Origin of the sequence: Paraburkholderia guartelaensis (genome assembly GCF_004353905.1) — a bacterium.
Lineage (GTDB): Bacteria > Pseudomonadota > Gammaproteobacteria > Burkholderiales > Burkholderiaceae > Paraburkholderia > Paraburkholderia guartelaensis.
This window is the reverse complement of the sequence record NZ_SMOD01000071.1, coordinates 1-23,984: the sequence shown is the minus strand read 5'-3', so window position 1 is coordinate 23,984 and position 23,984 is coordinate 1. Positions and strand designations below refer to the sequence as shown.

Annotated in this window: 18 protein-coding genes and 8 pseudogenes; 15 read left to right on the top strand and 11 right to left on the bottom strand. The window is 58.1% G+C overall.

Features of this window, described 5'->3' with window-relative positions; all coding sequences use genetic code 11:
* Positions 1 to 192: helix-turn-helix domain-containing protein (locus E1N52_RS40920; RefSeq protein ID WP_133184985.1), on the bottom strand; the 192-nt coding region annotated here is incomplete at its 3' end.
* A gap of 268 nt (positions 193 to 460) precedes the next feature.
* Here E1N52_RS40920 and E1N52_RS40915 point away from each other — a divergent pair.
* From E1N52_RS40915 to E1N52_RS40905, 3 genes are all read left to right on the top strand, one after another.
* On the top strand, positions 461 to 667 hold the full coding sequence (locus E1N52_RS40915) for a type II toxin-antitoxin system VapB family antitoxin (protein ID WP_133190593.1): 207 nt from the start codon (positions 461 to 463) through the stop codon (positions 665 to 667).
* Entirely contained in the window at positions 664 to 1,044 is a 381-nt protein-coding gene (locus E1N52_RS40910) for a type II toxin-antitoxin system VapC family toxin (RefSeq protein ID WP_133190591.1), read from the top strand. Before E1N52_RS40915 ends, E1N52_RS40910 begins: the two co-directional genes overlap by 4 nt.
* Before the next feature lie 163 nt (positions 1,045 to 1,207).
* The gene (locus E1N52_RS40905) at positions 1,208 to 2,224 is read left to right on the top strand and encodes an IS110 family RNA-guided transposase (protein WP_133190589.1); all 1,017 of its coding nucleotides are present in this window, start codon (positions 1,208 to 1,210) and stop codon (positions 2,222 to 2,224) included.
* Between the two features lie 496 nt (positions 2,225 to 2,720).
* Here E1N52_RS40905 and E1N52_RS40900 read toward each other — a convergent pair.
* The 5 genes and pseudogenes from E1N52_RS40900 to E1N52_RS40875 form a co-directional block, all read right to left on the bottom strand.
* Positions 2,721 to 3,159: pseudogene (locus tag E1N52_RS40900) on the bottom strand (IS6 family transposase); the annotation flags it as partial.
* 39 nt (positions 3,160 to 3,198) lie between these two features.
* Positions 3,199 to 4,521: an IS5 family transposase gene (locus E1N52_RS40895; protein WP_133190587.1), complete on the bottom strand. Its 1,323-nt coding sequence runs from the start codon at positions 4,519 to 4,521 to the stop codon at positions 3,199 to 3,201.
* 1,546 nt (positions 4,522 to 6,067) lie between these two features.
* A pseudogene (locus E1N52_RS40885) lies at positions 6,068 to 6,392 on the bottom strand (IS3 family transposase); the annotation flags it as partial.
* A 395-nt stretch (positions 6,393 to 6,787) separates the two neighbouring features.
* Positions 6,788 to 6,895: pseudogene (locus E1N52_RS45490) on the bottom strand (IS6 family transposase); the annotation flags it as partial.
* Between the two features lie 48 nt (positions 6,896 to 6,943).
* The gene (locus E1N52_RS40875) at positions 6,944 to 7,651 is read right to left on the bottom strand and encodes an IS6 family transposase (RefSeq protein ID WP_375541875.1); all 708 of its coding nucleotides are present in this window, start codon (positions 7,649 to 7,651) and stop codon (positions 6,944 to 6,946) included.
* Between the two features lie 220 nt (positions 7,652 to 7,871).
* Between E1N52_RS40875 and E1N52_RS40870 the strand changes: the two are divergent.
* Positions 7,872 to 8,174 (top strand): annotated as a pseudogene (locus E1N52_RS40870) (transposase); the annotation flags it as partial.
* Positions 8,175 to 8,481: 307 nt separating this feature from the next.
* Here the strand turns inward: E1N52_RS40870 and E1N52_RS40865 are convergent.
* Complete coding sequence (locus tag E1N52_RS40865) at positions 8,482 to 9,516, bottom strand: IS110 family RNA-guided transposase (protein ID WP_133190583.1); 1,035 nt, start codon at positions 9,514 to 9,516, stop codon at positions 8,482 to 8,484.
* 205 nt (positions 9,517 to 9,721) lie between these two features.
* Between E1N52_RS40865 and E1N52_RS45700 the strand changes: the two are divergent.
* From E1N52_RS45700 to E1N52_RS40840, 5 genes and pseudogenes are all read left to right on the top strand, one after another.
* Positions 9,722 to 9,799 (top strand): annotated as a pseudogene (locus E1N52_RS45700) (IS6 family transposase); the annotation flags it as partial.
* A gap of 418 nt (positions 9,800 to 10,217) precedes the next feature.
* Positions 10,218 to 11,897 carry a class I tRNA ligase family protein gene (locus E1N52_RS40855; protein WP_133190579.1) on the top strand — a complete coding sequence of 560 codons (1,680 nt, stop codon included), beginning with the start codon at positions 10,218 to 10,220 and terminating at the stop codon, positions 11,895 to 11,897.
* Positions 11,894 to 13,108: an MFS transporter gene (locus E1N52_RS40850; RefSeq protein WP_133190577.1), complete on the top strand. Its 1,215-nt coding sequence runs from the start codon at positions 11,894 to 11,896 to the stop codon at positions 13,106 to 13,108. The genes E1N52_RS40855 and E1N52_RS40850 overlap by 4 nt, the downstream gene beginning before the upstream one ends.
* A gap of 67 nt (positions 13,109 to 13,175) precedes the next feature.
* Positions 13,176 to 14,510: a lysine N(6)-hydroxylase/L-ornithine N(5)-oxygenase family protein gene (locus E1N52_RS40845; protein WP_133190575.1), complete on the top strand. Its 1,335-nt coding sequence runs from the start codon at positions 13,176 to 13,178 to the stop codon at positions 14,508 to 14,510.
* Positions 14,507 to 15,727, top strand: coding sequence for a PhzF family phenazine biosynthesis isomerase (locus E1N52_RS40840; protein WP_133190573.1), 1,221 nt, complete (start codon positions 14,507 to 14,509; stop codon positions 15,725 to 15,727). The genes E1N52_RS40845 and E1N52_RS40840 overlap by 4 nt, the downstream gene beginning before the upstream one ends.
* An 88-nt stretch (positions 15,728 to 15,815) precedes the next feature.
* Here E1N52_RS40840 and E1N52_RS40835 read toward each other — a convergent pair.
* A pseudogene (locus tag E1N52_RS40835) lies at positions 15,816 to 16,055 on the bottom strand (IS6 family transposase); the annotation flags it as partial.
* Between the two features lie 173 nt (positions 16,056 to 16,228).
* Complete coding sequence (locus E1N52_RS40830) at positions 16,229 to 16,558, bottom strand: hypothetical protein (RefSeq protein WP_133190571.1); 330 nt, start codon at positions 16,556 to 16,558, stop codon at positions 16,229 to 16,231.
* 1,751 nt (positions 16,559 to 18,309) lie between these two features.
* On the opposite strand from E1N52_RS40830, the gene E1N52_RS40825 reads away from it, so the two are divergent.
* The 5 genes from E1N52_RS40825 to E1N52_RS40805 are packed head-to-tail and all read left to right on the top strand — an operon-like array spanning position 18,310 to position 21,776.
* Entirely contained in the window at positions 18,310 to 19,815 is a 1,506-nt protein-coding gene (locus tag E1N52_RS40825) for a ferritin family protein (RefSeq protein ID WP_133190569.1), read from the top strand.
* Positions 19,816 to 19,839: 24 nt separating this feature from the next.
* Positions 19,840 to 20,100, top strand: coding sequence for a toluene-4-monooxygenase system B family protein (locus tag E1N52_RS40820; protein WP_133190567.1), 261 nt, complete (start codon positions 19,840 to 19,842; stop codon positions 20,098 to 20,100).
* Between the two features lie 7 nt (positions 20,101 to 20,107).
* On the top strand, positions 20,108 to 20,443 hold the full coding sequence (locus E1N52_RS40815; protein WP_133190565.1) for a monooxygenase system ferredoxin subunit: 336 nt from the start codon (positions 20,108 to 20,110) through the stop codon (positions 20,441 to 20,443).
* 19 nt (positions 20,444 to 20,462) lie between these two features.
* On the top strand, positions 20,463 to 20,777 hold the full coding sequence (locus tag E1N52_RS40810; RefSeq protein WP_133190563.1) for an MmoB/DmpM family protein: 315 nt from the start codon (positions 20,463 to 20,465) through the stop codon (positions 20,775 to 20,777).
* Positions 20,778 to 20,789: 12 nt separating this feature from the next.
* Positions 20,790 to 21,776, top strand: coding sequence for an aromatic/alkene monooxygenase hydroxylase subunit beta (locus tag E1N52_RS40805; RefSeq protein ID WP_133190561.1), 987 nt, complete (start codon positions 20,790 to 20,792; stop codon positions 21,774 to 21,776).
* 692 nt (positions 21,777 to 22,468) lie between these two features.
* On the opposite strand, the pseudogene E1N52_RS40800 reads toward E1N52_RS40805, so the two are convergent.
* Positions 22,469 to 22,924: pseudogene (locus tag E1N52_RS40800) on the bottom strand (IS3 family transposase); the annotation flags it as partial.
* Positions 22,918 to 23,692: pseudogene (locus tag E1N52_RS40795) on the bottom strand (IS630 family transposase); the annotation flags it as partial. The pseudogenes E1N52_RS40795 and E1N52_RS40800, both read right to left, overlap by 7 nt.
* A 64-nt stretch (positions 23,693 to 23,756) precedes the next feature.
* Between E1N52_RS40795 and E1N52_RS40790 the strand changes: the two are divergent.
* Positions 23,757 to 23,984 (top strand): transposase (locus E1N52_RS40790; RefSeq protein WP_133184332.1); only part of this gene is annotated, 228 nt, incomplete at its 3' end.

Sequence of the window (23,984 nt, the reverse complement as noted above, 5' to 3'; positions counted from 1 at the left end):
ACGCTTGCGTGACACGAGGCCTTGCGGCCCATGCTCGCGGAGTCGCGCCACCAGCCGCCGGATCTGCCGGGTCGTCAGCCCGAGACGTTCCGCGGCGCGCGTTGGCGTAAGCCTGCCGTCCACCACGTCCTCAATGACCTTGAATCTGTCCAGCTCGCACATCGTCATGGTTATCCGTTCTGTTGCAGCCATCGCAGCTCCGGCGCTGGACCTCCAGCGGCCGGTCAGGCTACGGGCAACTCGAAAGCGGACATTTGAACTTGGCCAAAAGCGGACATTTCTACTTAGCCACTACAACCTAAAACTGCGATAATTAAGATTATGTTAACTCTGGTGGGCGATCAGGTATGCCCATGACCATTCACTGCGGATCCCTTGGCCTGACCGGACAGCATGTCGGCGCGCCTCCCACTTTATTGATGCTACAATTGATGCAGAGTAGCATCAAACCGGAGGTCAAATGCGAACCACCGTTACCATCGACGACAGCCTTTACCAGCGCGCGCTTGAGCTTGCCGATCCTGACATGGACAAGGCAGACCTGTTCCGGGTGGCAATGCAGACGTTTATTCGCGTGCAGGCTGGCAAGCGGCTGGCAGCCCTGGGTGGTGCCGCACCCGATATGCCCGACATCCCGCGGCGCCGATCCGAGCCTGCGAACCAATGAGCGTCCTCATCGACACATCCGTCTGGGTTGATCATTTCCGTCGCGCCAACACGAGGCTTGTTCAACTGATCACGAGCGACCAAGCGCTGACACATCCAGTCGTGCTTGTTGAACTCGCCTGTGGCACTCCGCCAGCACCTCGCGCCCGGACGCTCCACGACATCGGGCTGCTGCAACATGCAACGCACGCGACTTGGACCGAGGTGATGGAGTTGATCGAGGCGAGACAATTTTACGGTCGAGGCTGTGGCAGCAGCGATCTTACGTTGCTTGCGTCAACCTTGATGACTCCCGGTGCATCGATCTGGACCCTGGACAAGCGCCTCGCTCAGCTCGCCGCTGAACTTGGCATCGCGTGCATGCATGACATCCACTAGACGCGTCACCCGGCACTACCGTCCGGATGAACACTATCGCCGCGGAACGGCCTCAGCATCACTAGCGGTTCTGATAATCATATAGCCGGCCTCCCGCCGTTCGACTCGAACGGCGGGCGTAGAGTTGAGGTTGCGAGACCCACTTGACGCACGGGAGGCCAGCATGGGCAAGTTTAGCGGAATCGACCTGCATTCGAACAACAGTGTGGTTGTGGTCAGCGACGAAACTGACCGTGTTCTCTACCAGCGGAGGCTACCAAATGATCCCGCCCAGATTCGTGCGGCACTGGCACCCCACCGTGCAGATCTCGTGGGCGTGGTCATTGAAGCAACGTTCAACTGGTACTGGCTTGTGGATGAGCTGATGAGCGACGGCTACCGGGTGCATCTGGCCAACCCCGCAGCGATCCGGCAGTATGACGGCCTGAAATACAGTGGTGATTTCACCGATGCCGCGCACCTCGCACAACTACTTCGTCTGGGGCTTTTGCCGGAGGGGTACATCTATCCGGTGGAGCAACGTCCGCTGCGCGACCTTGCGCGCAAACGGATGCAACTGGTGCAGTGCCGTACAGCACAGATCCTCGCGATCGAAAACCTGTTCTCACGTCATACTGGTGGACAGATGGAGAGTGAGCGGGTCAAGCAACTGGATGAGAAGCAGGTCACCGAATTTGGTTTTGCTCCCGACGTGACGCTCGCGATGCAAGCGAATCTGACGGTCATGCTCACCTTGCAGAAGGAGATTCGGGTCATCGAGAAGCGACTCATGGAACAGGTGAAACTGGACCCGGATTACGCATTGCTGAACTCGGTGCCGGGTATTGGTCCGGTTCTCGCTACCACCATCATGCTGGAAACTGGAACCATCTCGCGCTTCACCAGGGTTGGCAATTTCAGCTCGTACTGCCGCTGCGTGGATAGCCGGCGTGAAAGCAACAGCCGGAAGAAAGGCGAAGGCAATACGAAGAACGGCAACAAGTATCTGGCATGGGCATTCGTCGAGGCGGCCAACTTCGCCATTCGTTCATGTCCACAAGCCCGGCGCTTTTACGAACGCAAGAAACACGCACGAAACAGGATTGTCGCGATCAAGGCGCTGGCGCACAAGCTTGCGCGTGCCTGCTATCACATGCTTCGGGAGCACAAGCCATTTGAGATAGACCGCTGCTTTGGCTAAAGGTGGTGCAAGGGGACCGAGCCCAGTATCGCGACTGGTTCGAAGCCATGGCTCTGATTGGGCCATCCTCTTGCGCCACCCGCTGTTTGCAGATGACCGTGTCGCCCGGACAATGAGCCATTCCTGACTGGCGTTGCGCAGGCAACAGCCATGGTTCTGCGAAATCCCCTGGACCTTGTTCGGCACCAACGTTTCTCTGGGGCGGGCAGCAATAACCGCCAGGGCAGGCGTGAGTTCCATCACTGCGTGCTTGAACCCGATGGGTGTCTGGTGCGATTCGGTTCGCAACCAGCTTGAGAAAACGGATGCGATACACGACCTTGCAGGCGACCGTGACATGATGGATGAAATTTCGACGAATGGTCATGACGATGAAAACGCACCATCGTCATGACCATTCGTCGATGGACAGAGATTTGTGCCTTGACTTCGGCCAGCTAATGGGTGTCGCGATAAGGATGGCAGGCCGAGCATGTTCCCATATATATCGGATTGCTTATGTCACCAGCGAATGGAACTGAGCGGCTGCCGTTCGGTCATCGCCCTCGTTTTTCATCTGCCCCTTGCGAATCATATGCATCACCTCAATACCAGAGAGAATGATGCGCGCACACCGAAAATCCTTGAAGCCCATCCATCGGTCTGATGATCCGTTTGATCGCTCGATGGTCCTGTTCCACGACGTTGTTCAGATATTTGTTCTGCCGGATCCTGATCGGGGTTTCGCGGTCTGCGTTGATGGCTTCAAGTGCGGCCAGATTCGCGCCGCTTTTGTCGATAGTCACCGTCGCGGGTTCGCCATTGCGGGCGATCGATTTTTCGAAATATCGCCGCGCCGCAGTCTTATCTCGATGGGCCCGCAGCAGGAAGTCGATGGTGTTGCCAGCCTTGTCGACGGCGCGATACAGGTATTTCCATTGGCCATTGACCTTAAGTGGTCCGTCCTGAACAATTCGTTTTGCCGACAACCGGTGTTACGGTGATTGAAGGCCAGCAACGCGGCGGTTGAGCAAGGCCACCAGAATGAAGGCACAAAGAAGCCGCAGCTTCCTGAGGATCATTCGAAGATTGTGGCCTGCGCCACACAGCACCGCGTGCATCGCGTCGCCGAGCGCACCCTTGAGCCAGTTGCGATCGAGTTTTCCGTCTGTCTTCATGTGACCGATGGCTGGCTCGATCGCGCTGCGCCGTCTGATCATCGCKCGTAGTCYSCGYGTGATGCCYCGCCKCARSCCCGGGTGGTAGATCTTCACACCWTCGAYGKCKACRCCCTTGTAKCCACGRTCSACGAYRGCGAYYTCYGGCGTGRCGTCGCWCAGGATTGCYGCCTGYTCYAGCGCYTCSGCSAGCGTGTGWCCATCGTACGGATTGCCYGGCATCGAGCGCATSCCAACSACCAGKCCTTCCTTGTGKGTCGTCGTRATCGACACCTTCATGCCGAACTCGTAGGGTGTGCGCACCTTGCCCTTCGCCAGACATTCAACCTCTGGCGCATGTAGTGCGTAGAGCTTGTTTTTGTCCTTCGGCTTCCGCGACAGCATTCGCTTCGTGCGCTCAATCAGCTCCTGCAGGACCGGGAGGTTTGAGTCCGCTACCTGGTCGACCTGTCGCTCCACATCGCGCATCACACGTCCAACGCGCGAACGTAACGTACGCAATGCCTTCCTCATGCGCTTGTACTGCTTCGCGTGAGCGTAGCGGCCAATCTGGCGCGCCAGGTGTGGGGCCTCGCGATTGTAGTTCTGCCTGAGCTTCAATCCGTGCCGTGCCGCAGCCTTCACCAGATGTTCGCGACACCGCTCGAGCAGGCGCGAATCGGTTGGATGGGCGATCGCCTTTTGCATGACCGTCGTGTCGACGATTACGCGCTTCGCGCTTGAGGCCTTGATCACGCCCGCGCGCTTCGCCGCTTCGATCGTCTCAGCCAGCAACTCCTCAACTCCGGCTTCCCCCAGGCGCTTGCGCCAGCGCGTCAGGCTCGACGGATCGATCGGCGGTTCGGTCTGTAAAAACGTTTCGCCGGTGAAGACTTGCCAATACGGGTTCTCCACCCATTGCCAGACCACTTCCTCGTCCGACAGATCGAACGCATGCTGGAGATACAACAAGCCAGCAATCAGCCTCGGTGACGTGGCCGGCCGACCCTTGCGTGAGACGAAGCTCGCGCTCATCGACGCATTCAATCCATTCCAGTTGATCAGATCGGCCAGGCGCACCAGGGGATGCTTCAGGTTGATCTGCTCGCGCAGAGGATGCCGGAACAAATCGCCTTCGCTTACTGGTGTCTTCGGACCCATCCAGACCTCGACAGAATTTGCAGGAAACAACCCAGAATCTGCCAGGTTCCTGCAAATGCATCAACAACTTTCCGCTCCAAACCCTTGCTGCACAAGGCCCTTCGAATTTTTCAGGTTCGACTCATTAAGGCGGGAAAGGAATTCGAAATGGTCTATGTGCCGGGCGCTGATCATGGAGCCCCCGGTATCTTCACCGAGCGTAAGCTCGTGGATTTCTTCGTTCGCAATGTTTTCGGGCAAGATCCGCCTAATTGGAATGCCACATCGACGCATTTTCCGTCGAGTTGATGACCCTTTATACTGATCTGCGTGACCTTGAGTTCGTAGGATTTTTGTATAGTCACATTCAATCGTTTACGTTGGGCTCAGGACTGCTATTGCTTGCCTTCGTTGAACGCAAGCCCGCAAGATTCGTGTGGGAGACCGGCGCAGTGTCATCGCCGGTCGCTGAGCGTCGCCGTCGTTCAGGCGCTACGCCGAAAGCAGTGGGGTCAATGCATTTGCGCGTTGGCGCAGCAGGCACAGGTTTGAGGTGAACATGCCCGTGTTCTTACCGGGTTGCCATGCAACCGATCCCGAGATGGGGCATGTTCCTGGACACAACTCCGGCGCAACGCGCATGCAGGATGAGGCTGGCCAGGCGCCAGCGGATTGAATTGACCGCGCAGTCAATGTTCGAACCACAGCGAGCTCGTGACATGCCTTGACAATATTCCGCTCATAGAAGGTAAGCTCAACCGCCTTCACCACGCACCTGCCAGATTTACCACCCCAGCCCTTGATGGTTATGGACTTCGCAATCATTTGCTCGCTCGTCCGACTGGGTAGGCCTCGTATCTGGTTTCTGTTCGTCAGGTCGTGGCTTTGCTACACGCTTCCTTCAGACCCCGCCTCACGACGACGCCCTTGCGTTTCACTAGCCCTTCACCACCATCAGGTTGGGCAGGGGACTTTCACCCCCAAGCTGTTGCGCATGCTCGGCGCACAAAAAAAAAGCGGGCCCGGAGCCCGCTAAAAACCACACGCTACGAGGTTAGCGCGAGGAGACCACTGGAGGTTCGGCCTCGCGAAGATCGGCCTCAAAGATACCACTGCGCCCGCAGTCTGGGAGGCCGTCCTGTCTGCTTGATGAGGTATCCTCTATATAACAACAATCTCGTACAGACCGCCTATTTGCACCAGAGCCTTATCCAACGTGCAAAGCCGGCGCCAGTTTTGTCGCACCAGCGTCGAATTGTTTCGTAGCTGATGACAATACCGCGGTCCAACTGCCAGCGCACGGTTCAACTGACGACGATCGCCGGGAAGCGGTGGCTCGATAAAGCGATTGGTAACCAGCATCGTCGGATGTTACCGGACTCAGTCCGCAACGTGACAATGCCTCTGTCGCGGTGGGTTGTTCCAGTCCTGTTCCAAAGCACTTTCCGGGCCATGTGGACCGCATACGCTCGGAGCCCCCAGAGCACAGGCATAGTGACGCATTGGCGGGAAATTGCGTCGGCTATCAAACAATGACGTGGGTTCCTTACAAATCGCGCATGTTTAGCCGATTGACCCGATCCAGCGGGCGCGGTGCACTCGCATCGGCCTACGTCGTGCGACCCGCTTACCGCGAACTGCCGCACGCAGCCCTTGCCGTTTCATCAATCGTGCGACCGTGCAGCGGGCCACCGCAACGCCTTCCCGGTTCGTCTGCCTCCAGACCTTCGGCACGCAATAGACCTGCATGTTGGCCAGCCAGCCACGCTTGATCTCCGGTTGCCGAATGCTCGGGCGCAGCGTCGGGACGGATCTCGAAGCTGTGCTGCATGACGTCGGCAGCCTGACGGGGCCGTCCGCAAGACCGTGCGGATCGGCTCGACCCCGAAGACGTGATACTGATCCTGCTGGAATGCTCGTCGGAGTTGTTTTCTGCAACAGGCCAACTGCGACTTTCAGAGAACGCTCTAACGTGACAATGTCGACATCCGTCGTCGGGAGTTGGACAAACAGGACGACCACTCACACAATTGATCGTGCATCGTCGGCTATTCTTGTGATTTCAAGCTGGGGAACCGGTGGCGCATAGTTTGCTTGATTATAGTGCCTTCAGGTGCGTTCCGCAGCCGGAGATCCGTAGCGCTTCCGCTACGCTCTGTTCAGATTTTCACGAATGGCCCAAGCGCACGGCGTTGTCACGTTAAGGTATTCGAGACGCAAGAGCGTACAGGACGTGCATTTGCCCAGAAATTGGACGGAACTTGGGTGAGAGAAGCGATGCCACGCCGGCAAAGCGTGCGGCGAGCTGTTTGCGATAGAGTGATGCACGCAGTGAATGTCGCTTGCGCGCGAAGTGCTGGCGAATCGGACCGAAGCTCGATAAGGGGGCTCCAGTGCAAATAGGCGGCGTGTACGAGATTTTTGTTATATAGAGGATACCTCATCAAGCAGACAGGACGACCTCCCAGACTGCGGGCGCAGTGGTATCTTTGAGGCCGAGCTTCGCGAGGCCGAATTGGCCCTTGCGAATGCGATGTACCAACTCAATACCAGAGAGAGTGATCGCTGCGTTCCTGAAACGTTTGAAGCCGAGCATGACTTTCGTCCGGGACTTGATGCTGCGGTGGTCCTGCTCGACCAGATTATTGAGATATTTCGAGGATCGGACCTTCGTGTCCTCAGGCAGCAAGCCATCGGCCTTCATCTCGCGCACGGCGCGGTGCGAGGCCGCATAGCCGTCAAGCGTGATGATCTTCGGTGGCTGGCCCTGATGTTTGATCGCCTTCCTGAAAAAGGCTTTTGCCGCCTCCACGTCGCGCTTTGCACGGAGCATGAAGTCAATCGTCTGGCCCACCCGATCCACCGCCCGATAAAGATAGACCCACTTGCCGCGCAGCTTGAGATAAGTCTCATCAACACGCCAAGACTGGCCGGTGGGCCTGCCGAAGCGATTCCACCGTTTGACGAACTCCGGTGCAAAGCGCCGCACCCAGCGCAGGATCGTCGTGTGGGCCAGCGCCAGACCCCGTTGCGCCATCATTTCGACCAGATCGCGCAAGCCAAGCTTGTAGCGCAGGTACCAGCGAACACACAGAATGATCACATCGCGGTCAAAGTGACGGCCTGCAAACAGTTCGTCCAGGCTCTTCAGCTTGCTCATCGTCGGTTCTCAATTCGTTCAGCCCGACACCTTAACCGATTCGCCCCCGCCCTATTTGCACCAGAGCCCCCTTGGGCGAGCAAAAACGAAGGCTGCGCGGCGTACGCCGCTCTCCCGTGAGCCGGGTCGACGCACTGATTTTAGGCACCGCCAGGTTGTCGAGGGGCCCATGCTGGTTCTGTCACGCCAAGGCACTGAGCTAATTGTTGCTCGACCACGGGAGAGCCTGCTGGCTTTCTACGACTTCCCGGCCGAACACTTGCAGCACCTGCGCACAACAAACGCGATCGAGTCGACGTTCGCGACGGTGCGCCACCGTACTACACGTACGCGCAACTGCGTGTCGCGACCGACCTTCCTCGGTCTGGCGTTCAAGCTGATCGAGGAAGCCGAGAAAACCTGGCACCGGATCAACGGCCCCGAACAGATCCAGCTGTTGCTGGAGGGCATTGCCTTCCAGGACGGCGAGCCGGTGCAAGACGATCAACCGGGTCAGCAGAAACTCGCCGCTTGACGTCGCCCGCTATCAACGCCCATACACCATGCATGGACGCCCCCGGCTTGCCAAGCTCTCGTTTGTGACGAAGGGCAGGTAATGATTGCGGCCATGCATCCGGACTTCGATGTCCCGGCGCAAGGCCGGCGGTCCCTGATGGAATTCGCTGGCCGGACTCTCATCAGACTTGCGTGCTCTTGCGCACGTAGGTGTACTCAGAGTTTCCCGGCCACGGTCTGACCTGTCTCGCCATCACGTCATGATCGCCTGAGCAATCGGCTGTAGTCTCCTGCTGGCAGTTACACGGTAAGCTAGCGGCTAACGGTTACGCAGTCGCGGCAGGTGCGTGGTAATCGGCGTGAAACTCGCGGCCGTGGACCAGTAGCGCCCAGACGATGCGCGCGTTCTTGTTCGCGAGCGCGACGGCGGCGACATTTGCGTTTCGCCGCTGCAGCAGGCCATGTAGCCAGCCGCTCTTGCATTCCTTGCGTTTGGCAACCTGCAGCAAGGAGCGCGCGCCGTGGATGAGCAATGTTCGCAAATACACGTCACCTCGTTTGCTGATGCTCAGAAGCACGTTCTTGCCGCCGCTGGAGTTCTGCCGGGGCACTAGACCGAGCCACGCTGCAAGTTGCCGGGGCCTACTGAAGCTCTTTGCGTCGCCAACAGACGCAACGAGTGCGCTCGCGGTAAGTGGCCCGATTCCTGGGACACGCGCGAGCCGTCGACTCGTTTCGTCACTGCGGTGCCAGGCCTGAATCTGCGCCTCGAGCTCCTTGACCTGTCGGTCAAGCTCCTTCAGTTGGTCCATGAGGCGTTGGATGAGCAATCGAAACGAGCCAGTCAGTTCGTTAACCGCATCTTCGATCAGTTCGGGTACCTGACGTTCAAGATGTCCGATTCCCCTGGGGACAACGATCCCGAATTCGGCGAGCAATCCGCGAATCTGGTTGGCCTGCGCGGTGCGCGCCCGTACAAATCCTTGGCGTACTCGATGCAGCGACAACACCGATTGCTGCTCGATGCTCTTGACCGGCACAAAGCGCATATTCGGCCGCGCGACTGCCTCACAGATTGCTTCGGCATCCGCCGCGTCATTCTTGTTCGTCTTGACGTACGGTTTGACAAACTGGGGCGCGATTAATCTTACCGTATGCCCCATGGCCTGTAGCTTGCGTGCCCAGAAGTGCGCGCTCGCGCATGCCTCCATTCCGATCACGCAGGCGGGGAGGTTGGCGAAGAACTCCGCAACGTGATTTCGCTTGAGCACGTTCTTCAGCACCGTTCGGCCATGCTCATTTACACCATGGACGGCAAAAACGTTCTTCGCCAGATCGATGCCAACTGTCGTAATCTTCATGATGGGCGCTCCCCTCGGTCAGGTGGTTGCTTCGACACTTCCACTTTGGCACATTGATGCCGCTTCGGGTGGGGGCGTCCATCCCATTAGACTTGACCTCATCTCCTTATCGCGACACTACCAATCTGTGTCCAGAAAAATCCGGGCCGTGGCAGATGGGGCTCGCAGACAAATTCGATCCCTTCAGAAAACCCGCAATCAGTTTTCAGTGGATCATTCAACCGAGCATCGTTGGGCCCTCAAGCTGCTGGCGGCGCTGGAAAAATCGTTTCGCAGCGCCAAGGGCTTCAAGGATGTTCGGTGTGCGCTTTCGAGCACCGTTTGTCTCGAAACCGCCATTTCCAACATCCGTCGGCGCGAATGGAAGAAATGCGTCACGCCAGGCACTGCTGACCAGGCTCCGTTGGAACAGTCTTACTCGCATGCAGCGCCAGCAACATTCTGGCTCTACGGACCCTCGTGAACCTGCTCACCGGATTTTTCCACCGCGCGACTTACCGTCCGAAATGGCAACGCGCAAGCCATCGCAGTTCAGTGAGTTCCACGACGGCTGCGCCCGACGCGCCTTGCTGATCGATGCACATATCGTGGCGTCGGCCCAAATATTGCGTATGCTTTTCCTTGTGCAATAGGAGTGGATATTGACCTATCTGCAATTTACCAGCGCGGTCAAATAATCCTGCGCAACGTTGGTTACCTGAATGGGAGACCTGATGCGGAATGCAATTGGATTTGTCGGGTTAGGTGATACACGCACGCCGCTGCGTAAAATTGTTATTTCGCCCGTGAATTTGACCGCAAACGGACGCGCACATCTTGGTCACGCGGGTGGTCCCTTTTTGCGAATGGATATCCTCGCACGCGCCTTGCGTCGTAGCGGACATGATGTTTGGTACGGACTCACTACGGACGGCTTCGAAAATCATGTCGTTGCGAAAGCGACGCAGCTCGGAGAACATCCGGCAACGATGGCCGCGCGATTTCATGAGCAGATCGGGACCGATTTGAAGGCCCTCGATATTCATCTCGACAGGTTTGATGATCCCGTTCATCGCACCAACATCGATACGTTTTTTGGTGTGCGGGAAGCACTGATGCGCAGACTGGGACAAAGCGACCAAGTCCAACTACGCGACGAACGGCTGCCTGTTGACGATGCGTTGCCTTCCACAGCACCTATAGAGGACCGGTTTTCCATCGGCGCCTGGTTGGCCGCATGTTGTCCTAACTGTTTGAAGCCGGCCGGCAGCTTCTTTTGTGAAGCTTGCGGCATGCACTTCGAGCCGTGGGATGCGGTAAAGCCCGTTTCACGACGGGGAACAATCACTGAGTGGGTAGAAAGCAAGTCGTACTTCCTGAACATGCGGAATCCGACCCAGCTAACTGTGCAATGGGAGCAAATGCACATCGAGGCACCGTTTGCGCGTATCGCGCAACGATACGTCGATCGGTGCGGGGGCACCATGCGATTGACGTTGCCCGGGCTCTATGGCGTTCCATGGCAAGCCGATGCTTGCGTGAATCGTCAGATTCTCTTTAGCTATTCCGCAGGCTGCTATACGCACCATCTCTACTGCGGTGAGCGGTATGCACAAGAGCGCGGTGTGGCGAATCCCTTTTCGCATGGGAGTGACACATTCCTGATCGGCTCGACGGGGATCGACAATACAATTCCGGTGCTCGTCGGGGTCACGGGTTGTGCGCTTGCGCAGGAAAATTTTCGTCCTTTCGACAGCGTGAACTTCAACTACTTCCTCAAGCTGAACGGCAGCAAGTTCTCGACTAGCCGCGGCCACGTAATCTGGGCTGGTGATATCGGAAACATAAACGGCATCAACACGGATGCGCTGCGCGTGTACCTCTCCGAAATATGTCCCGAGGAAGAGGAAACAGATTTTCGTGTTGGCAACATGCTTGGCCGTCACAATCATCTCGTCTCAACGGTCGGGACGCTCGTTGCAAGCGCCTGCGCCACGGTAGTCGAAAATCCGGCTTTTCGCGGCGAGCCGGCATTCGATTCGTCGCTGTTCGCGAGGCTCGTCGAGCTCTATGGTGAGCAAAGCGCCGCGCTGTCACCCGACAAGCTGCGGGTTTCGCTGGCGTCAAAGCCGCTTATGGCATGGCTGGATCTCGCCAACGAAGCGCGCACGCCAGCCACGGCATATACGTGGCTCAAAGGCCTCGCATTCCTGGCTGCCCCGCTGATGCCGCGCACCGCCGACGCCATCTGGGTATGGCTTGGACATGCCGAAACTCCATCGGCATCCGCTTTTCCGGAAACCCGTCAGATACCGGATGCAAAGGCGACCAATCTCCACGAGTCGCGAATGTTGCATGAGCATGATCTTTCCAACTGCCTTCCTGCGAGCATGGACTCATGAGTGCACCCGCCGAACTGCCTTCCGCGCTCAAGGCCACCGCGTTCATACCGTTCCTGGTTGCGAGCGCTGCGCTTGCGGCGGCCTATGGGGCAAGTTTTCTGCTGGCCGACTATCTGCGCGCAAGCGGGCTCGACGTTTCAATGGCGGGCACCGTGATTTCGAGCGGCATCTTCACCATGATCATCAGTTCGCTGTTCGCCGGCTGGATAGCGCAACGGATCGGACTGATGTCGACGATCATTGCAGCTGCCGGGGCGATGTCCGCGGCGATGCTCGCGTTTGGGCTGACACGCGTCGATTTGAGGATTGCCTTCGCCGGTGGACTGTTGCTGGGTCTAGGTTGGTCGGCGTTCAATATCCTGGCGCCGCTCCAGATCATCCACCACTTGAAGCCTTCAGCGCGGATCAGATATTTGACGCTTTTGTCAGGCGCCCAAATGGCAGGACTCGGATTCGCTTCACCTACTGGCCATTTCCTCGCGCACCGATTCGGTTCATTTTACGTCGTTTATATCGGTTTGGCTTGTGTCTGCCTTTCTGCTGCCGTCGCACTCGCGATAGTCCGGAAGCTTATGCAAGGCACGCCGCACTTATCGATGGCAGCGGTTGGCATCACACCTTCCCAGGCCGCATCGGTCTTGTGCTCGACCACCCGCATGCCCATTGCGATGATCGGACTTGCCGCCTGCGCTTTTGCGGGGCTTTCGACTTACCAGACGGCGTACGCAGAATCTCGACACCTGCCCGCGGAACTTTTCTTCCTGACGTTCACCTTGACGACCGTAGTATGCCGGTTCACGCTTGCGCCAGCAATCAGCAGGCTGCCTGTTCGCAAGCTCGCGTTCGCGCTGTTCATCGCCACACTCGCCGCGCTAGCGCTCTTCATCTGGAACCGCAGCAGCTCAATTGTCTATGTAATCAGCGCCTGCGTTTTCGCCATAGGCTATGGACTCACCTATTCGACCTTGAACAGCATGGCTGTCAATCTTGCCGGCGACGCGGAATTGTCCGTGCCGGTCACTTCCCAAGTCTTCACGATCGCGTACTTTGCCGGCGTGTTTGGCTTTCCCTACATCGCTGGAATGCTGGTCGCTCACGGCGGGATCAATCTCATGCTGACGGTAACGCTTGCCATTGCCTCCGTAAACGTCCTGTTGCTAGCCCGAATCCACTCGGGAAGCCCGCGGCCCGCGGTGACGACGCACTATTGATGTCAGAGCCGGTTTGACTGCAGGTAGTCGAGCATTCCAAGGTAAATTTTCGTCGCGAGGTCGTCAAATGAGCAGAGAGTCTGTCGTCGCCGTTGGTGCAGGTCCAGCAAACCTGAGTCTCGCTGCGCTTGCGTATAACCAGCGTGAGCTTGCCGTGACTGTATTTGAGCGAGCACTTGAGCCTGCGTGGCATCCAGGATTGATGGTCGACGGGGCACTGATGCAGACGAGTTTCCTGAAAGACCTTGTCTCGCTTGTCGACCCGACCAACCCATACTCGTTTCTTGCGTACCTGAAGGACCACCGGCGCCTCTATCGAGCCGTCGTGTGCGGGTTGGACCGTATCACGCGGCAGGAGTTTCAAGATTATCTGAAATGGGCTGCCATGCGGTTGCCCAATATCCGCTTCGGCACGGCCATCAATGAAATCGACCTAGATCGCGATTCATTTTGCGTGCGTGCCAAGGAAGAAACGGTGCGCACGAAGACGGTCGTCATCGGTGTGGGCCGGGAACCGTTCATTCCTGACTTCGCACGCCTAATTCGCGGAAAGAACGTTTTTCATAGCGGCGCATTCCTGAATGAAAAGCGGAATTTTTCAGGTTCGAGCGTGGCGGTGGTAGGCGGCGGCCAAAGCAGCGCCGAAGTCGTCAGCGCGCTACTGCGCGGGTTACATGGAGAACCGGCATCGATTACGTGGGTGTCGCGTCGGCCAAATCTGTTTGCCCTCGAAGACAGCCCATTCGTCAATGAATGGTTCTTTCCCCAACACAGCATGTGGTTCCAACGGTGTTCACGCGAGGCGCGTGAACGATTTCTGATGGGGCAGGAACTGGCGGGCGATGGCGTCAGCGCCTCGACGCTTCGGGAAATCTATCAGCTCTTGTACGAGCGCGAAGTGGCGCATAAGGCAAGGCCGGGCGCCTGCGAGATACGGATCGATTCGTCGGTCGAGGCAATGAGTCTCGACGGGCCTGGTTATTTGTTGACAGTGCGTGACCGCGTGAACGGCGATGTGATGCACGCATATGCGGATGTCGTCATTCTCTGCACAGGGTACAGATCCTCGCTGCCGCGGTTACTCGAGCCTTTACGAAGCCGGCTGTCGTTTGTGCAAAACACATTAGGAGATACGGAGCTTGAGATACGCGATGATTTTTCCGTGGTCCTGGATGGGCCGCTCGGCTGTCGGCTCTATCTGCAAAACGGTGCGCGCTCGCAGTATGGGGTCGCAGATCCCTACCTCAGTCTGCTTTCTTGGCGCAGTGCGCGAATCTTGAACGCCATTCTCCGTATGGAGCGCTTCGATTGCGGTGTAATGAGCGGTGCTATCACGTGGTCAGGCGAAACCTTGGCGGCGTCGCGGAAACCATCGCAAGAGATGACGGAGAAAATTTCATGACTCGAAAGCACGGCTTCACCACGATAGATCTCGCCGGAATGTCTCATGCGTCGTTGCCGCCGGAGCTGCAGAAGGCGCCTAACGTCGTCCATGCATTTGCTGATGACCGTTTTAGTGGCAATCCCGCGGGCGTTGTTATCTTGCGTGAATTTCCTCCGGCCGAGCAAATGCAAGCGGCGGCTCACTATGCGAAGCTGCCGACCACTGCCTTTGTGGCACCGTCATCGGACCACGACGAACTCGCGTGCTTCGACATACGATGGTTTACGCCTAGTGCCGAGCTCGAGCTCTGTGGGCACGCGACGCTCGCGGCGGCGCATTGGCTATTTACTCGAGGGGAAGTGCCGGGCCACGCGCTGACGTTCGGATCGAGGAGCGGCGTGCTTGCTATCACGCGCGCTGGCGATGCGATCACCATGAGCTTCCCTCGCATTCTCAGCGTCGCCGCTGACAGGGCGACGGCGCGCACCGTGTCGGACGCGCTTGGTGTGCCGCTGGTCGAATGCCGGCGTGCTTATGATGATCTGATTGCCGTGGTCGCGGAAGAGTCTATCGTCACGCGCTTTGTGCCGGATTTCGCTGCAATTCGCGGCCTTGAATGTCGTGGCGTCGTGCTGACCGCACGTACCGATCCAAACGGTTCGCTCGCGGAATATGACATCGTGTCGCGGTTTTTCGCGCCTGAGATTTCCATCGACGAGGATCAGGTGTGTGTGTCCGCGCATTGCAAGCTTCAGCCGTACTGGTCCGAGCGCTTGGGCCGCTCGAGTCTGCGTGCGTTGCAAGCCTCAGCTAGCGGTGGGCGGCTAGGACTGGACGCAAGGGGCGATCGCGTCTTAATCGAAGGTAGCGCGCGCTTCGGAGACATTGACGGCATTCGACATGGAACGGTTGCGTGCGGCCCCGTTACCACCTGTGCTATCGGTGTGACCATGCGTGAGTTCGATGGCTTGGCGAGCGAACATTCCAAGGCGCCTTTCCGGCTTGCGTCATTTCGCGTCGCTCCCGGTTGCGCCACCGTTGCGGAAGCGCATGACGTGGCAGAACTTTGGCATCTCTCCAGGGGACATGGTCGTGCGGTAGTCGACGGCCGGAGCATCGAGTTGAAGGCAGGCGACTCGGTTCAATTCGCCCCTCGAGAGCGTCACCAGTTGCACAACGTCGGAGATGAGGCTATAGAGGCCGTTTCGATTTGGTGGGAGGTGCCCCGATCATGACCATGTGCTTCGATCTTGTCGTCGTCGGCGGAGGGCTTTGTCACGTTAGAGAGAAGACAAGGCAATGCTGGCAGGGGCGATCAGTCGCTCAAAAAGCGGTAGACGGATTTTGGGTGAGTACGGTGAAGCGATGCCACGCAGCAAATCGCAAGGCGAGTTGTTAGCGATAGCTTGAAGCCGGTAGCCGATGTCGCTTGTGGGCAAAGTGCTGTCGGATCGGGCCGAAGTTCGACAGGAAGGCTTGAGTACGCTCGGGCAGGCGGAAGCCCCGCATACGCCGTTCGCGTTCCCGGGTTGGCTGATGACTATTCTCGGCACGGTTGTTGACGCGGATCGTCAAGCGCATGCCTGTGCGCAATGTGCTGGACGTACTCGCCAATATCGCGTGATAGCGGCCGTGCCAGTTCTCAATCCAAAACCCGCGCTCGCCACCCTGTCTCATCGTAATTGACGCATCGACTCGGGCGTCACCGATGAAGAATTGTTCGATCGTATGCTCCTTCATCCCCTTGCGAGCGAATCGTAGTCCACCGGTAGCAGGTAGGTTTCGAATGATGCGATGGAGCCATTCACGAGCTCAATACTACGATTGGCGAGCGCGAGCGCAATTGCCCCCGATGGATTACCGATCCGGATATTGGTCGACGGATTATTTGCACCGGGTGTCCCGAGTGTGAACGGATCGAACCCGCTGATGATGATTCGCGTAGCGCCCTTACCCGGCTGGAAATGGACGGCATATTGTCCGCGCGATGCGCGTTCCAGCACGCACTGGAGCTGTAAGCGCTTGAGCGTTACCTGCGCGGCCCACTGGCGCAGTATCTGTGTCATGAGCGCGCCCAGCACAACATGCGGTCGTCGCTGCGCGGTTGGGCGCCACTGACAGAGCGCCCCTGCACTCGATCGACAGCAGCCTTCCATAATCCTTCGCCAGCGATCTTCACAACGTGCTCCGCGCCCCCAGAGAACCGTTTTGCGTCGGCCCCACAGAGCTGCTTCGAGAAGTCAGAACCAAAGTGAGCGAAGCCCGATGCGCCGAGAATCTGGTCCGCGAACGGCATTGAGTTGCCCGGCAACACACTGAAGAGCCGTTGCTCCTCATACCATGGCGTGACTCTCGTAATCCTGCAACCGGCGGATGGCGGGTGCGACTCTGCCGGTGGAGGATTCTCGTCGAATGGTGGAACCAGCGAGGCCGGCGGATCGAGTGGCACATTAGTTTTGTGAGCGGCTGCCCCAACGGCAATCGGCTCGTTTGGATTGCTCGACGAGGAAAGTGCGACGGCAGTAGCAGACGCAACCCCGCGGTCATCTTCGCAACCGTTCTGGAGCAACGCGGCTGCACACAATACGGAGACCAGTACGGCGTTTTTCATTCGTTTGCCCCTTCTCCGGCTGCGCCGAGCGACGCCGCTGTAGCCGGCCGGGCCGGGAGCGTCTGGGTACAGTCACCGTCAAAATATGGCCCGCCAACGCGCCGCCAGAACAGATTGGGTTCACTGGGCGCGCATGTTATGCGGACGTGATGACCCCACGTGTAGTAAGTATCATCGTACTGCGCGCCCGCCGGCTCGCTGGCAAAAGCGAGCACAGCTAATGTCAGCCTGTATTTTGGCATGCCTAATCCTTGCAAAGCTCGCTCGTTGCGACTACGAAGCGTAGATCGCCGTTATTGCCATCGAGTAGAGCCAACGGTAGCCAACAAGCAAACTATGCGCCATCAAGTTTTTTTGAATATACCGAATAGCATTACTTAACAAATATAGATGCGCACTGACGTGATTGGTCTCATTAATTGGAAAATACGGCGAGCCAACACTGATATCGTCACCTTGCCCTCGATTACTGTCTCACTATGCGCAGACCAGTACTGCCGATGTTTTTATTGAATGCACGGCCGCCTGTAGTCGCTGAACGCCCCCCCATGCCCGAGCTCCGCATTGCGGCTCGGAAACCACAATGAGGCTCGGCGCGCTTGCACTCCACGCGGGCTCGCCTGTTGCCCGCCCCCTACAAGGCAACACCGTCACCGAAAGAACCTTCTTGCCCGGAATCAGTTGACCGCGACAGTTCGTTTTAACGTTTGTCCGAGTTTTGTTGAAGAAGTGCTACAGTGCGCGTTATCTATATGACAATCTAGACATTCCCGCCTGGTGTTTTCAGGTCGCGACTGACGCGCTATCTCATTCGGAATCAAGGATCGGGGGCTTGGGTCTGTGGTTGTGTCGGCAGACAGAACCATCCCGAGACGAGAAGGGCCCGGAACGCACCCTCAGTTAATGCCGACTGGATTCGGCCCTGCGAAAGAAAATCAGAGGTACGGCGGCCTTGTGTCACGCGGCGGCTTTCGCGCTTGCCCGCGTTGCTTTTTGTCGACCTCCTTGCGTGTGGAAACTAGCGCATTCGGATCGCCCCCCGGCAACGGGTGCGCGTATATCTCAATCTCCCTTTCCCGGGACTTCTTCCTCGCCAATGCAAAGGAGGTCCGCACATTGGCACTGATTTTGCTGTGAGATAAGCTGCCCGGCGGATGCCATAGTGCTCCGGCAAACCAAACCGCGACCTACGAAGGAGACTTGACCATGGCGTTATTGGAACGCGTCGACTGGTACGATATCGCCCGCGCCACCAACTGGACCCCGTCGTACGTGTCGGAGTCGGATCTCTTTCCCGACATCATGTCTGGCGCGCAAGGTATTCCAATGGTCCGCTGGGAAAGCTACGACGAGCCGTACAAGACGTCTTATCCCGAGTACGTCCGTATCCAGCGCGAAAAAGATGCTGGCGTCTATTCTGTGAAGGCAGCCCTGAATTCCAGCCGCAGCTTCCAGGATACCGATCCGGGCTGGCTTTCCATCCTTAAGGCCCATTACGGCGCCATCGCACTCGGCGAGTATGCGGCAATGAGCGCCGAAGCACGCATGGTTCGCTTCGGCCGTGCACCAGGGATGCGCAACATGGCCACCTTCGGCATGCTCGACGAAAACCGTCACGGGCAGTTGCAGCTCTACTTCCCTCACGACTACTGTGCAAAGGACAGGCAGTTTGACTGGGCGCACAAGGCCTATCACACGAACCAGTGGGGTGCAATTGCCGCCCGCAACACATTTGACGACCTTTTTATGTCCCGCAGCGCGATCGAGATCGCGGTTATGCTCACCTTCGCGCTCGAAACGGGCTTCACCAATGTACAGTTCCTCGGCCTGGCGGCCGACGCAGTCGACGTCGGCGATTTCACTTTCGCAAGCCTCATCTCCAGCATTCAAACGGACGAGTCGCGGCATGCGCAAATCGGCGGCCCGGCGCTGCACATTCTGATCGCAAACGGCCGTAAAACGGAGGCCCAGAAGCTCGTGGATGTCGCAATCGCACGGGCATGGCGCCTGTTCTGTTTGCTCACGGGATCGTCGATGGACTACGCCACGCCGATCGACCACCGCAAGCAGTCGTTCAAGGAATTCGCGCGCGAGTGGATCGTCAGTCAGTTTGAGCGGACACTCATCGATCTCGGCCTCGATTTGCCCTGGTACTGGGACCAGATGATCAATGAATTCGATTACCAGCACCACGCCTATCAGCTAGGCATCTGGTTTTGGCGTCCCACGGTTTGGTGGGACCCTGCAGCGGGCGTGACGCCCGAATGCCGCGACTGGCTGGAAGAAAAATATCCCGGCTGGAACAACTCGTTCGGCAAGGTATGGGACGTCATTATCGAGAACCTGCTCGTCGGCCGCCGTGAACTTACGATGCCCGAGACGCTACCTGTCCTTTGCAACATGAGCCAGTTGCCCATTTGCGCCATTCCGGGCGATGGCTGGAACGTGAAGGACTACCCTCTCGACCATAACGGCCGCACGTATCACTTCAATTCGGAAATCGACCGCTGGGTCTTCCAGCAGGACCCGGTTCGTTACCGCGATCACCTCACGCTCGTCGATCGCTTCCTCGCCGGTCATATCCAGCCACCCAACCTCTTGGGCGCGTTGAACTACATGGGGCTCGCGCCGGGCGAAATGGGCGACGACGCGCACCAGTATGCCTGGGTCGAATCGTACCGCGGTACCCGTGACAACAAAGAGGCCGCCTGAGGCTGCCACGCAAAAGAGGACGACATGGCACTGTTCCATGTGATCTCAAATTTTCAATACGACTTCGTATTGCAGCTATTGCCGGTGGATACCGGCAATACGATAGATGAAGTGGCGGCCGCCGCCTCGCTCCATTCGGTGGGCCGACGCGTCGCCCCACGGCCTGAAAAGGTTGTGCGCGTGCGTCGCCAGGGCGCGGAGCAGTTCTACGCGCGCAAGGCAAAGCTCGGCGAAACGGATATCAAGCCGATGGAAACGCTCGAATTCATCTTTTGCGACGAATGAGGTCGAAATGGAGTACCAGAAAATCTGCACGCTCGACGACCTGTGGGCAGGCGAGATGATCGGAGCGGAGGTGGATGGCCACGTGATTGTGGTGGTTAATCCAGAAGGCGGCGAGCCGCGCGCCTTTCGGGGCGTTTGTCCGCATCAGGCCATTCCGCTCGTGGAAGGAAAGTTCGACGGCCGCGTGCTGATGTGCCGCGCGCATCAATGGACCTTCGACGTGAATACCGGCAAGGGGATCAATCCTGGCGACTCCCGGCTTCGCGCATACCCCGCGAAGATCGAGGGCGAAGACGTTCTCGTTGCGGTGGGCGGCGTTGAAACCCTCTTTGCCCATTCCTGAATTTCACAGAGAACCGATCATGACCATCGAAACCACCGCCTCGGCTTACCGCAATAACCGCGTGGGTCCCGTGCTTCGTGCGGGCAGCATTACGGCGGGTGTCATCGAAGCCGCGCACGAAGACAACCCCGGCAAGACGATCCGCGTCGACGACAAACTCGCGTATGTGCGCATCGATACGGACGGCGAACTGATCCTGCGCCGCTCCACGCTTGAGGAAACGCTTGGTCGACCGTTCATGATGTCCGAGCTGGAAGTCAGCCTCAGTTCGTTTTCAGGCCGCATCGAAACAACCGAAGGCTACGTGCGGTTTTACTACGAGAAAACGCTTTAACCGGAGACGAGCATGACCCATCCCGAAGTCCTTACGCCGCTGAAAACGTGGAGCCATCTAGCCGCGCGGCGGCGCAAGCCAAGCGAGTATGAGATCGTCTCGACGAACTTGCATTACACCACCGACAACCCTGACGCCCCCTTCGAACTGGACCCAAACTTCGAAATGGCGCAATGGCTCAAGCGCAACCGCAACGCTTCGCCGCTGCGACATCCCGACTGGAACGCATTTCGTGACCCAGACGAGATCGTCTATCGCACCTATAACCTGCTGCAGGATGGTCAGGAAACTTACGTATATGGTCTCCTCGACCAGTTCTCCACGCGCGGTCACGACTCCCAACTCGCCCGGCCATGGGCGGCCTCGCTCGCACGCGTCTATACCCCCGCGCGCTTCCTGTTTCATGCGCTGCAAATGGGCTCAGCTTATCTGGCCCAGATGGCCCCCGCTTCCACGATCTCCAACTGTGCCGCATACCAGACCGCTGACTCTCTGCGCTGGCTCACGCACACCGCGTATCGCACCAAGGAACTATCCCTGACTTTTGCGGACCTCGGCTTCGGCAGCGATGAGCGGCGCCGCTGGGAACTCGGGCCGCCTTGGCAGGGCTGGCGCAAACTCGTCGAACAAGCACTCACCGCGTGGGACTGGGCTGAATGCTTTGTCGCGCTAAACCTCGTGGTACGCCCGGCTGTGGAAGAGACCGTATTGCGCAGCCTCGGCGTCACGGCGCGCCAAAACGGCGATACCCTACTCGGCCTTATTACCGATGCGCAGCTCGTCGACACGGAGCGGCATCGGCGTTGGGCCAGCGAACTCGTTCGCATGGCCAGCGAACAGGAAGGCAATCACGCCGTGCTGGGTACGTGGGTGAGCAAATGGGAACCGCTTGCCAACGACGCCATAACAGCATGGTGTGCCGCCCTGCCTGACGCACGCGAAGCTAGCACACGCGCGAAGGAAGCCACGCGCGAATTCCGGCGTTCGATCCGACTGTGAGTCAGGAGGCCTTGAATCGAAGCATTCTGAAAGAAGTGTCGTCGGAAGCCGGCCCGCTCCGAAAATTGGGAAACATCAAACGTAACAGCACTTATAGCGGAGTCTTGGATCATGAGGACAATCCTCGCCGCTTCGGCGATTGTATTGCACTCGTTTGCACGATTACCTACGCCACGACCATCGGCAGCGGGCTCACGGAGACATGGCCGTGGCGGGGATAGTGGAGGCGGCAGGCAGCACTGCTTCCGTTATTGCCGCAGCGCAAGCGTCTCATGCTTCAGCTATAGGATCTACGTCAGGCGGTCAAGGAGGCTACTTCTCCGGGCCTCGCGACGGCGGATAGCAACACCTACAAGCCGGGCCATCGAGCCGATGATTAAGCGATTCCGGAAGCCGAATCGGAAACCTGCACGGATAACTGTCCGAGTGTAGACGCGCTCGCAGTCTTACCAATAACCTATGCGCGAAACATGGCAAAGTGGGCCGGCGACAATAAATGAAAACGAAACTGTTTGTAGCAGCAGTAGCATTATTAGCGACCACCGTAGGCCTCTCGTTGCGCCTACATCAGGTGAACAGGATTTGTGAAACCGCGCGCGAAAACCCTAAGGTAGCCATGGGTTCATCAACGACCTGGCCCGGCAACTGGCCGACGACGAGCTCAGCCAGCGGCTGTTGCCCATTCCGAATATCTCGGGCTTCGCCGGCGAGAAGTCCCGTTGCAGCAGGGTTCGGTGCGAGCGGCAGATTGTGCTTGCTGTCCGTAGTGGCCTTGAACCGTCGCTTGGTGCGCGCCTTGATGCCATGCAGCTTCATCAGCCGCTGAATCCGGTCCTTGCTCACGCGAATGCCTTGCGCAAGCAGCTTTTTCCACACGCGCGGCCAGCCGTACTCGCCTTTGGATTCGGCATGGACGGCGCGAATGTGGACCAGCAGCGCATCGTTGCTGATGCGTCGGCGCGGCCGATCAGGATCAACGTCGCGGGCCTTACGGTTGTGATAAGCGCTGGGACTGACGCCCAGCGCCTGGCAGGCCACGGAAACCGGCCATTGCCGGCTATGCCGTTCGATCCACGCGTACTTCACACCGCCCCCTTCGCAAAGTACGCCGTCGCTTTTCCGAGGATATAGCGCTCCATCTTCACGCGGGGGCTCTGGTGCAAATAGGCGGTCTGTACGAGATTTTTCTTATATAGCGAATGTAGCGCATGAGCTTTTTGTCGAGATCTTTGGTGCTGGTGAATACGCCGCGTGTAATGACGTCGCGCTGGATGCGGGCAAACCAGTTCTCAACCTGATTCAGCCATGACGAATACGTGGGGGTGTAGTGGATCGAGACGTTCTGATGGTCAGCCAGAAACCTTTGAACGTCGTTGGTTTTGTGGCTACTCACGTTGTCGCAGATCACGTGAATCTCCTGGCCGACTGGCTGTGCCGATACGACCTCAGTCAGGAACGCGACAAACAGGGCGCTGGTATGGCGTGGCGCAGTTTTGCCCAGCACTTCGCCGGTTGCGACGTTCAACGCAGCAAACAGGCTAGAGAGCGTCAAGCAGCGTGGCCGGTCAAGCTAATTGTCGCCGCCCACAGGCTGAGGGTGCCATTGCGTTTGTATTCGAAGCCATGGCTCTCGGCGCGCCCGGGCGAGAGCGGCAACATCCGGTCCTTGCGATCAAGCGCCTGAATGGCGGTTTTCTCGTCCACGCAAAACACCACCGCATGCAATGGCGGGTTCAGATACAGACCGATCACATCGGCGCACCCTTAACCTCAAAGTTGGGATCGTTGGACACCATGTGGGTATCGAGACGATGTGGCCGAATGTCGTGCTTGCGCCAGATACGTTGCACGGTCATGAAGGGCACGCCCAACTGTGCGGCCAGCTTACGGCTGCTCCAATGCGTCGAACCATCGGCCGAGGCTGTGTAAAAACGCATCGATCGCCTAGACTGAATCAACCCGTTGTTGCGAGAGGCGAAGATGGGGCGATTTGTCGAAGGTGCGGACCGCAATCAGGCGACGCTGCTGCCGGAATGTCTCGAGGACTTCATCGCAGAAGACAATCCGGTCAGAATCGTCGACGCATTCGTTGAAGAACTCGATCTGGCTTCTTTGGGATTTGAAGGGGCCACGCCTGCGACCACAGGCCGGCCGTCTTACCACCCGGCAGTGCTACTCAAGATCTACATCTACGGCTATCTCAATCGC

Coding starts and splice junctions, on each gene's coding strand:
- E1N52_RS40915 (WP_133190593.1), top strand. CDS start 461: ATGCGAACCACCGTTACCATCGACGACAGCCTTTACCAGCGCGCGCTT.
- E1N52_RS40910 (WP_133190591.1), top strand. CDS start 664: ATGAGCGTCCTCATCGACACATCCGTCTGGGTTGATCATTTCCGTCGC.
- E1N52_RS40905 (WP_133190589.1), top strand. CDS start 1,208: ATGGGCAAGTTTAGCGGAATCGACCTGCATTCGAACAACAGTGTGGTT.
- E1N52_RS40865 (WP_133190583.1), bottom strand. CDS start 9,516: ATGAAGATTACGACAGTTGGCATCGATCTGGCGAAGAACGTTTTTGCC.
- E1N52_RS40855 (WP_133190579.1), top strand. CDS start 10,218: ATGGGAGACCTGATGCGGAATGCAATTGGATTTGTCGGGTTAGGTGAT.
- E1N52_RS40850 (WP_133190577.1), top strand. CDS start 11,894: ATGAGTGCACCCGCCGAACTGCCTTCCGCGCTCAAGGCCACCGCGTTC.
- E1N52_RS40845 (WP_133190575.1), top strand. CDS start 13,176: ATGAGCAGAGAGTCTGTCGTCGCCGTTGGTGCAGGTCCAGCAAACCTG.
- E1N52_RS40840 (WP_133190573.1), top strand. CDS start 14,507: ATGACTCGAAAGCACGGCTTCACCACGATAGATCTCGCCGGAATGTCT.
- E1N52_RS40830 (WP_133190571.1), bottom strand. CDS start 16,558: ATGACACAGATACTGCGCCAGTGGGCCGCGCAGGTAACGCTCAAGCGC.
- E1N52_RS40825 (WP_133190569.1), top strand. CDS start 18,310: ATGGCGTTATTGGAACGCGTCGACTGGTACGATATCGCCCGCGCCACC.
- E1N52_RS40820 (WP_133190567.1), top strand. CDS start 19,840: ATGGCACTGTTCCATGTGATCTCAAATTTTCAATACGACTTCGTATTG.
- E1N52_RS40815 (WP_133190565.1), top strand. CDS start 20,108: ATGGAGTACCAGAAAATCTGCACGCTCGACGACCTGTGGGCAGGCGAG.
- E1N52_RS40810 (WP_133190563.1), top strand. CDS start 20,463: ATGACCATCGAAACCACCGCCTCGGCTTACCGCAATAACCGCGTGGGT.
- E1N52_RS40805 (WP_133190561.1), top strand. CDS start 20,790: ATGACCCATCCCGAAGTCCTTACGCCGCTGAAAACGTGGAGCCATCTA.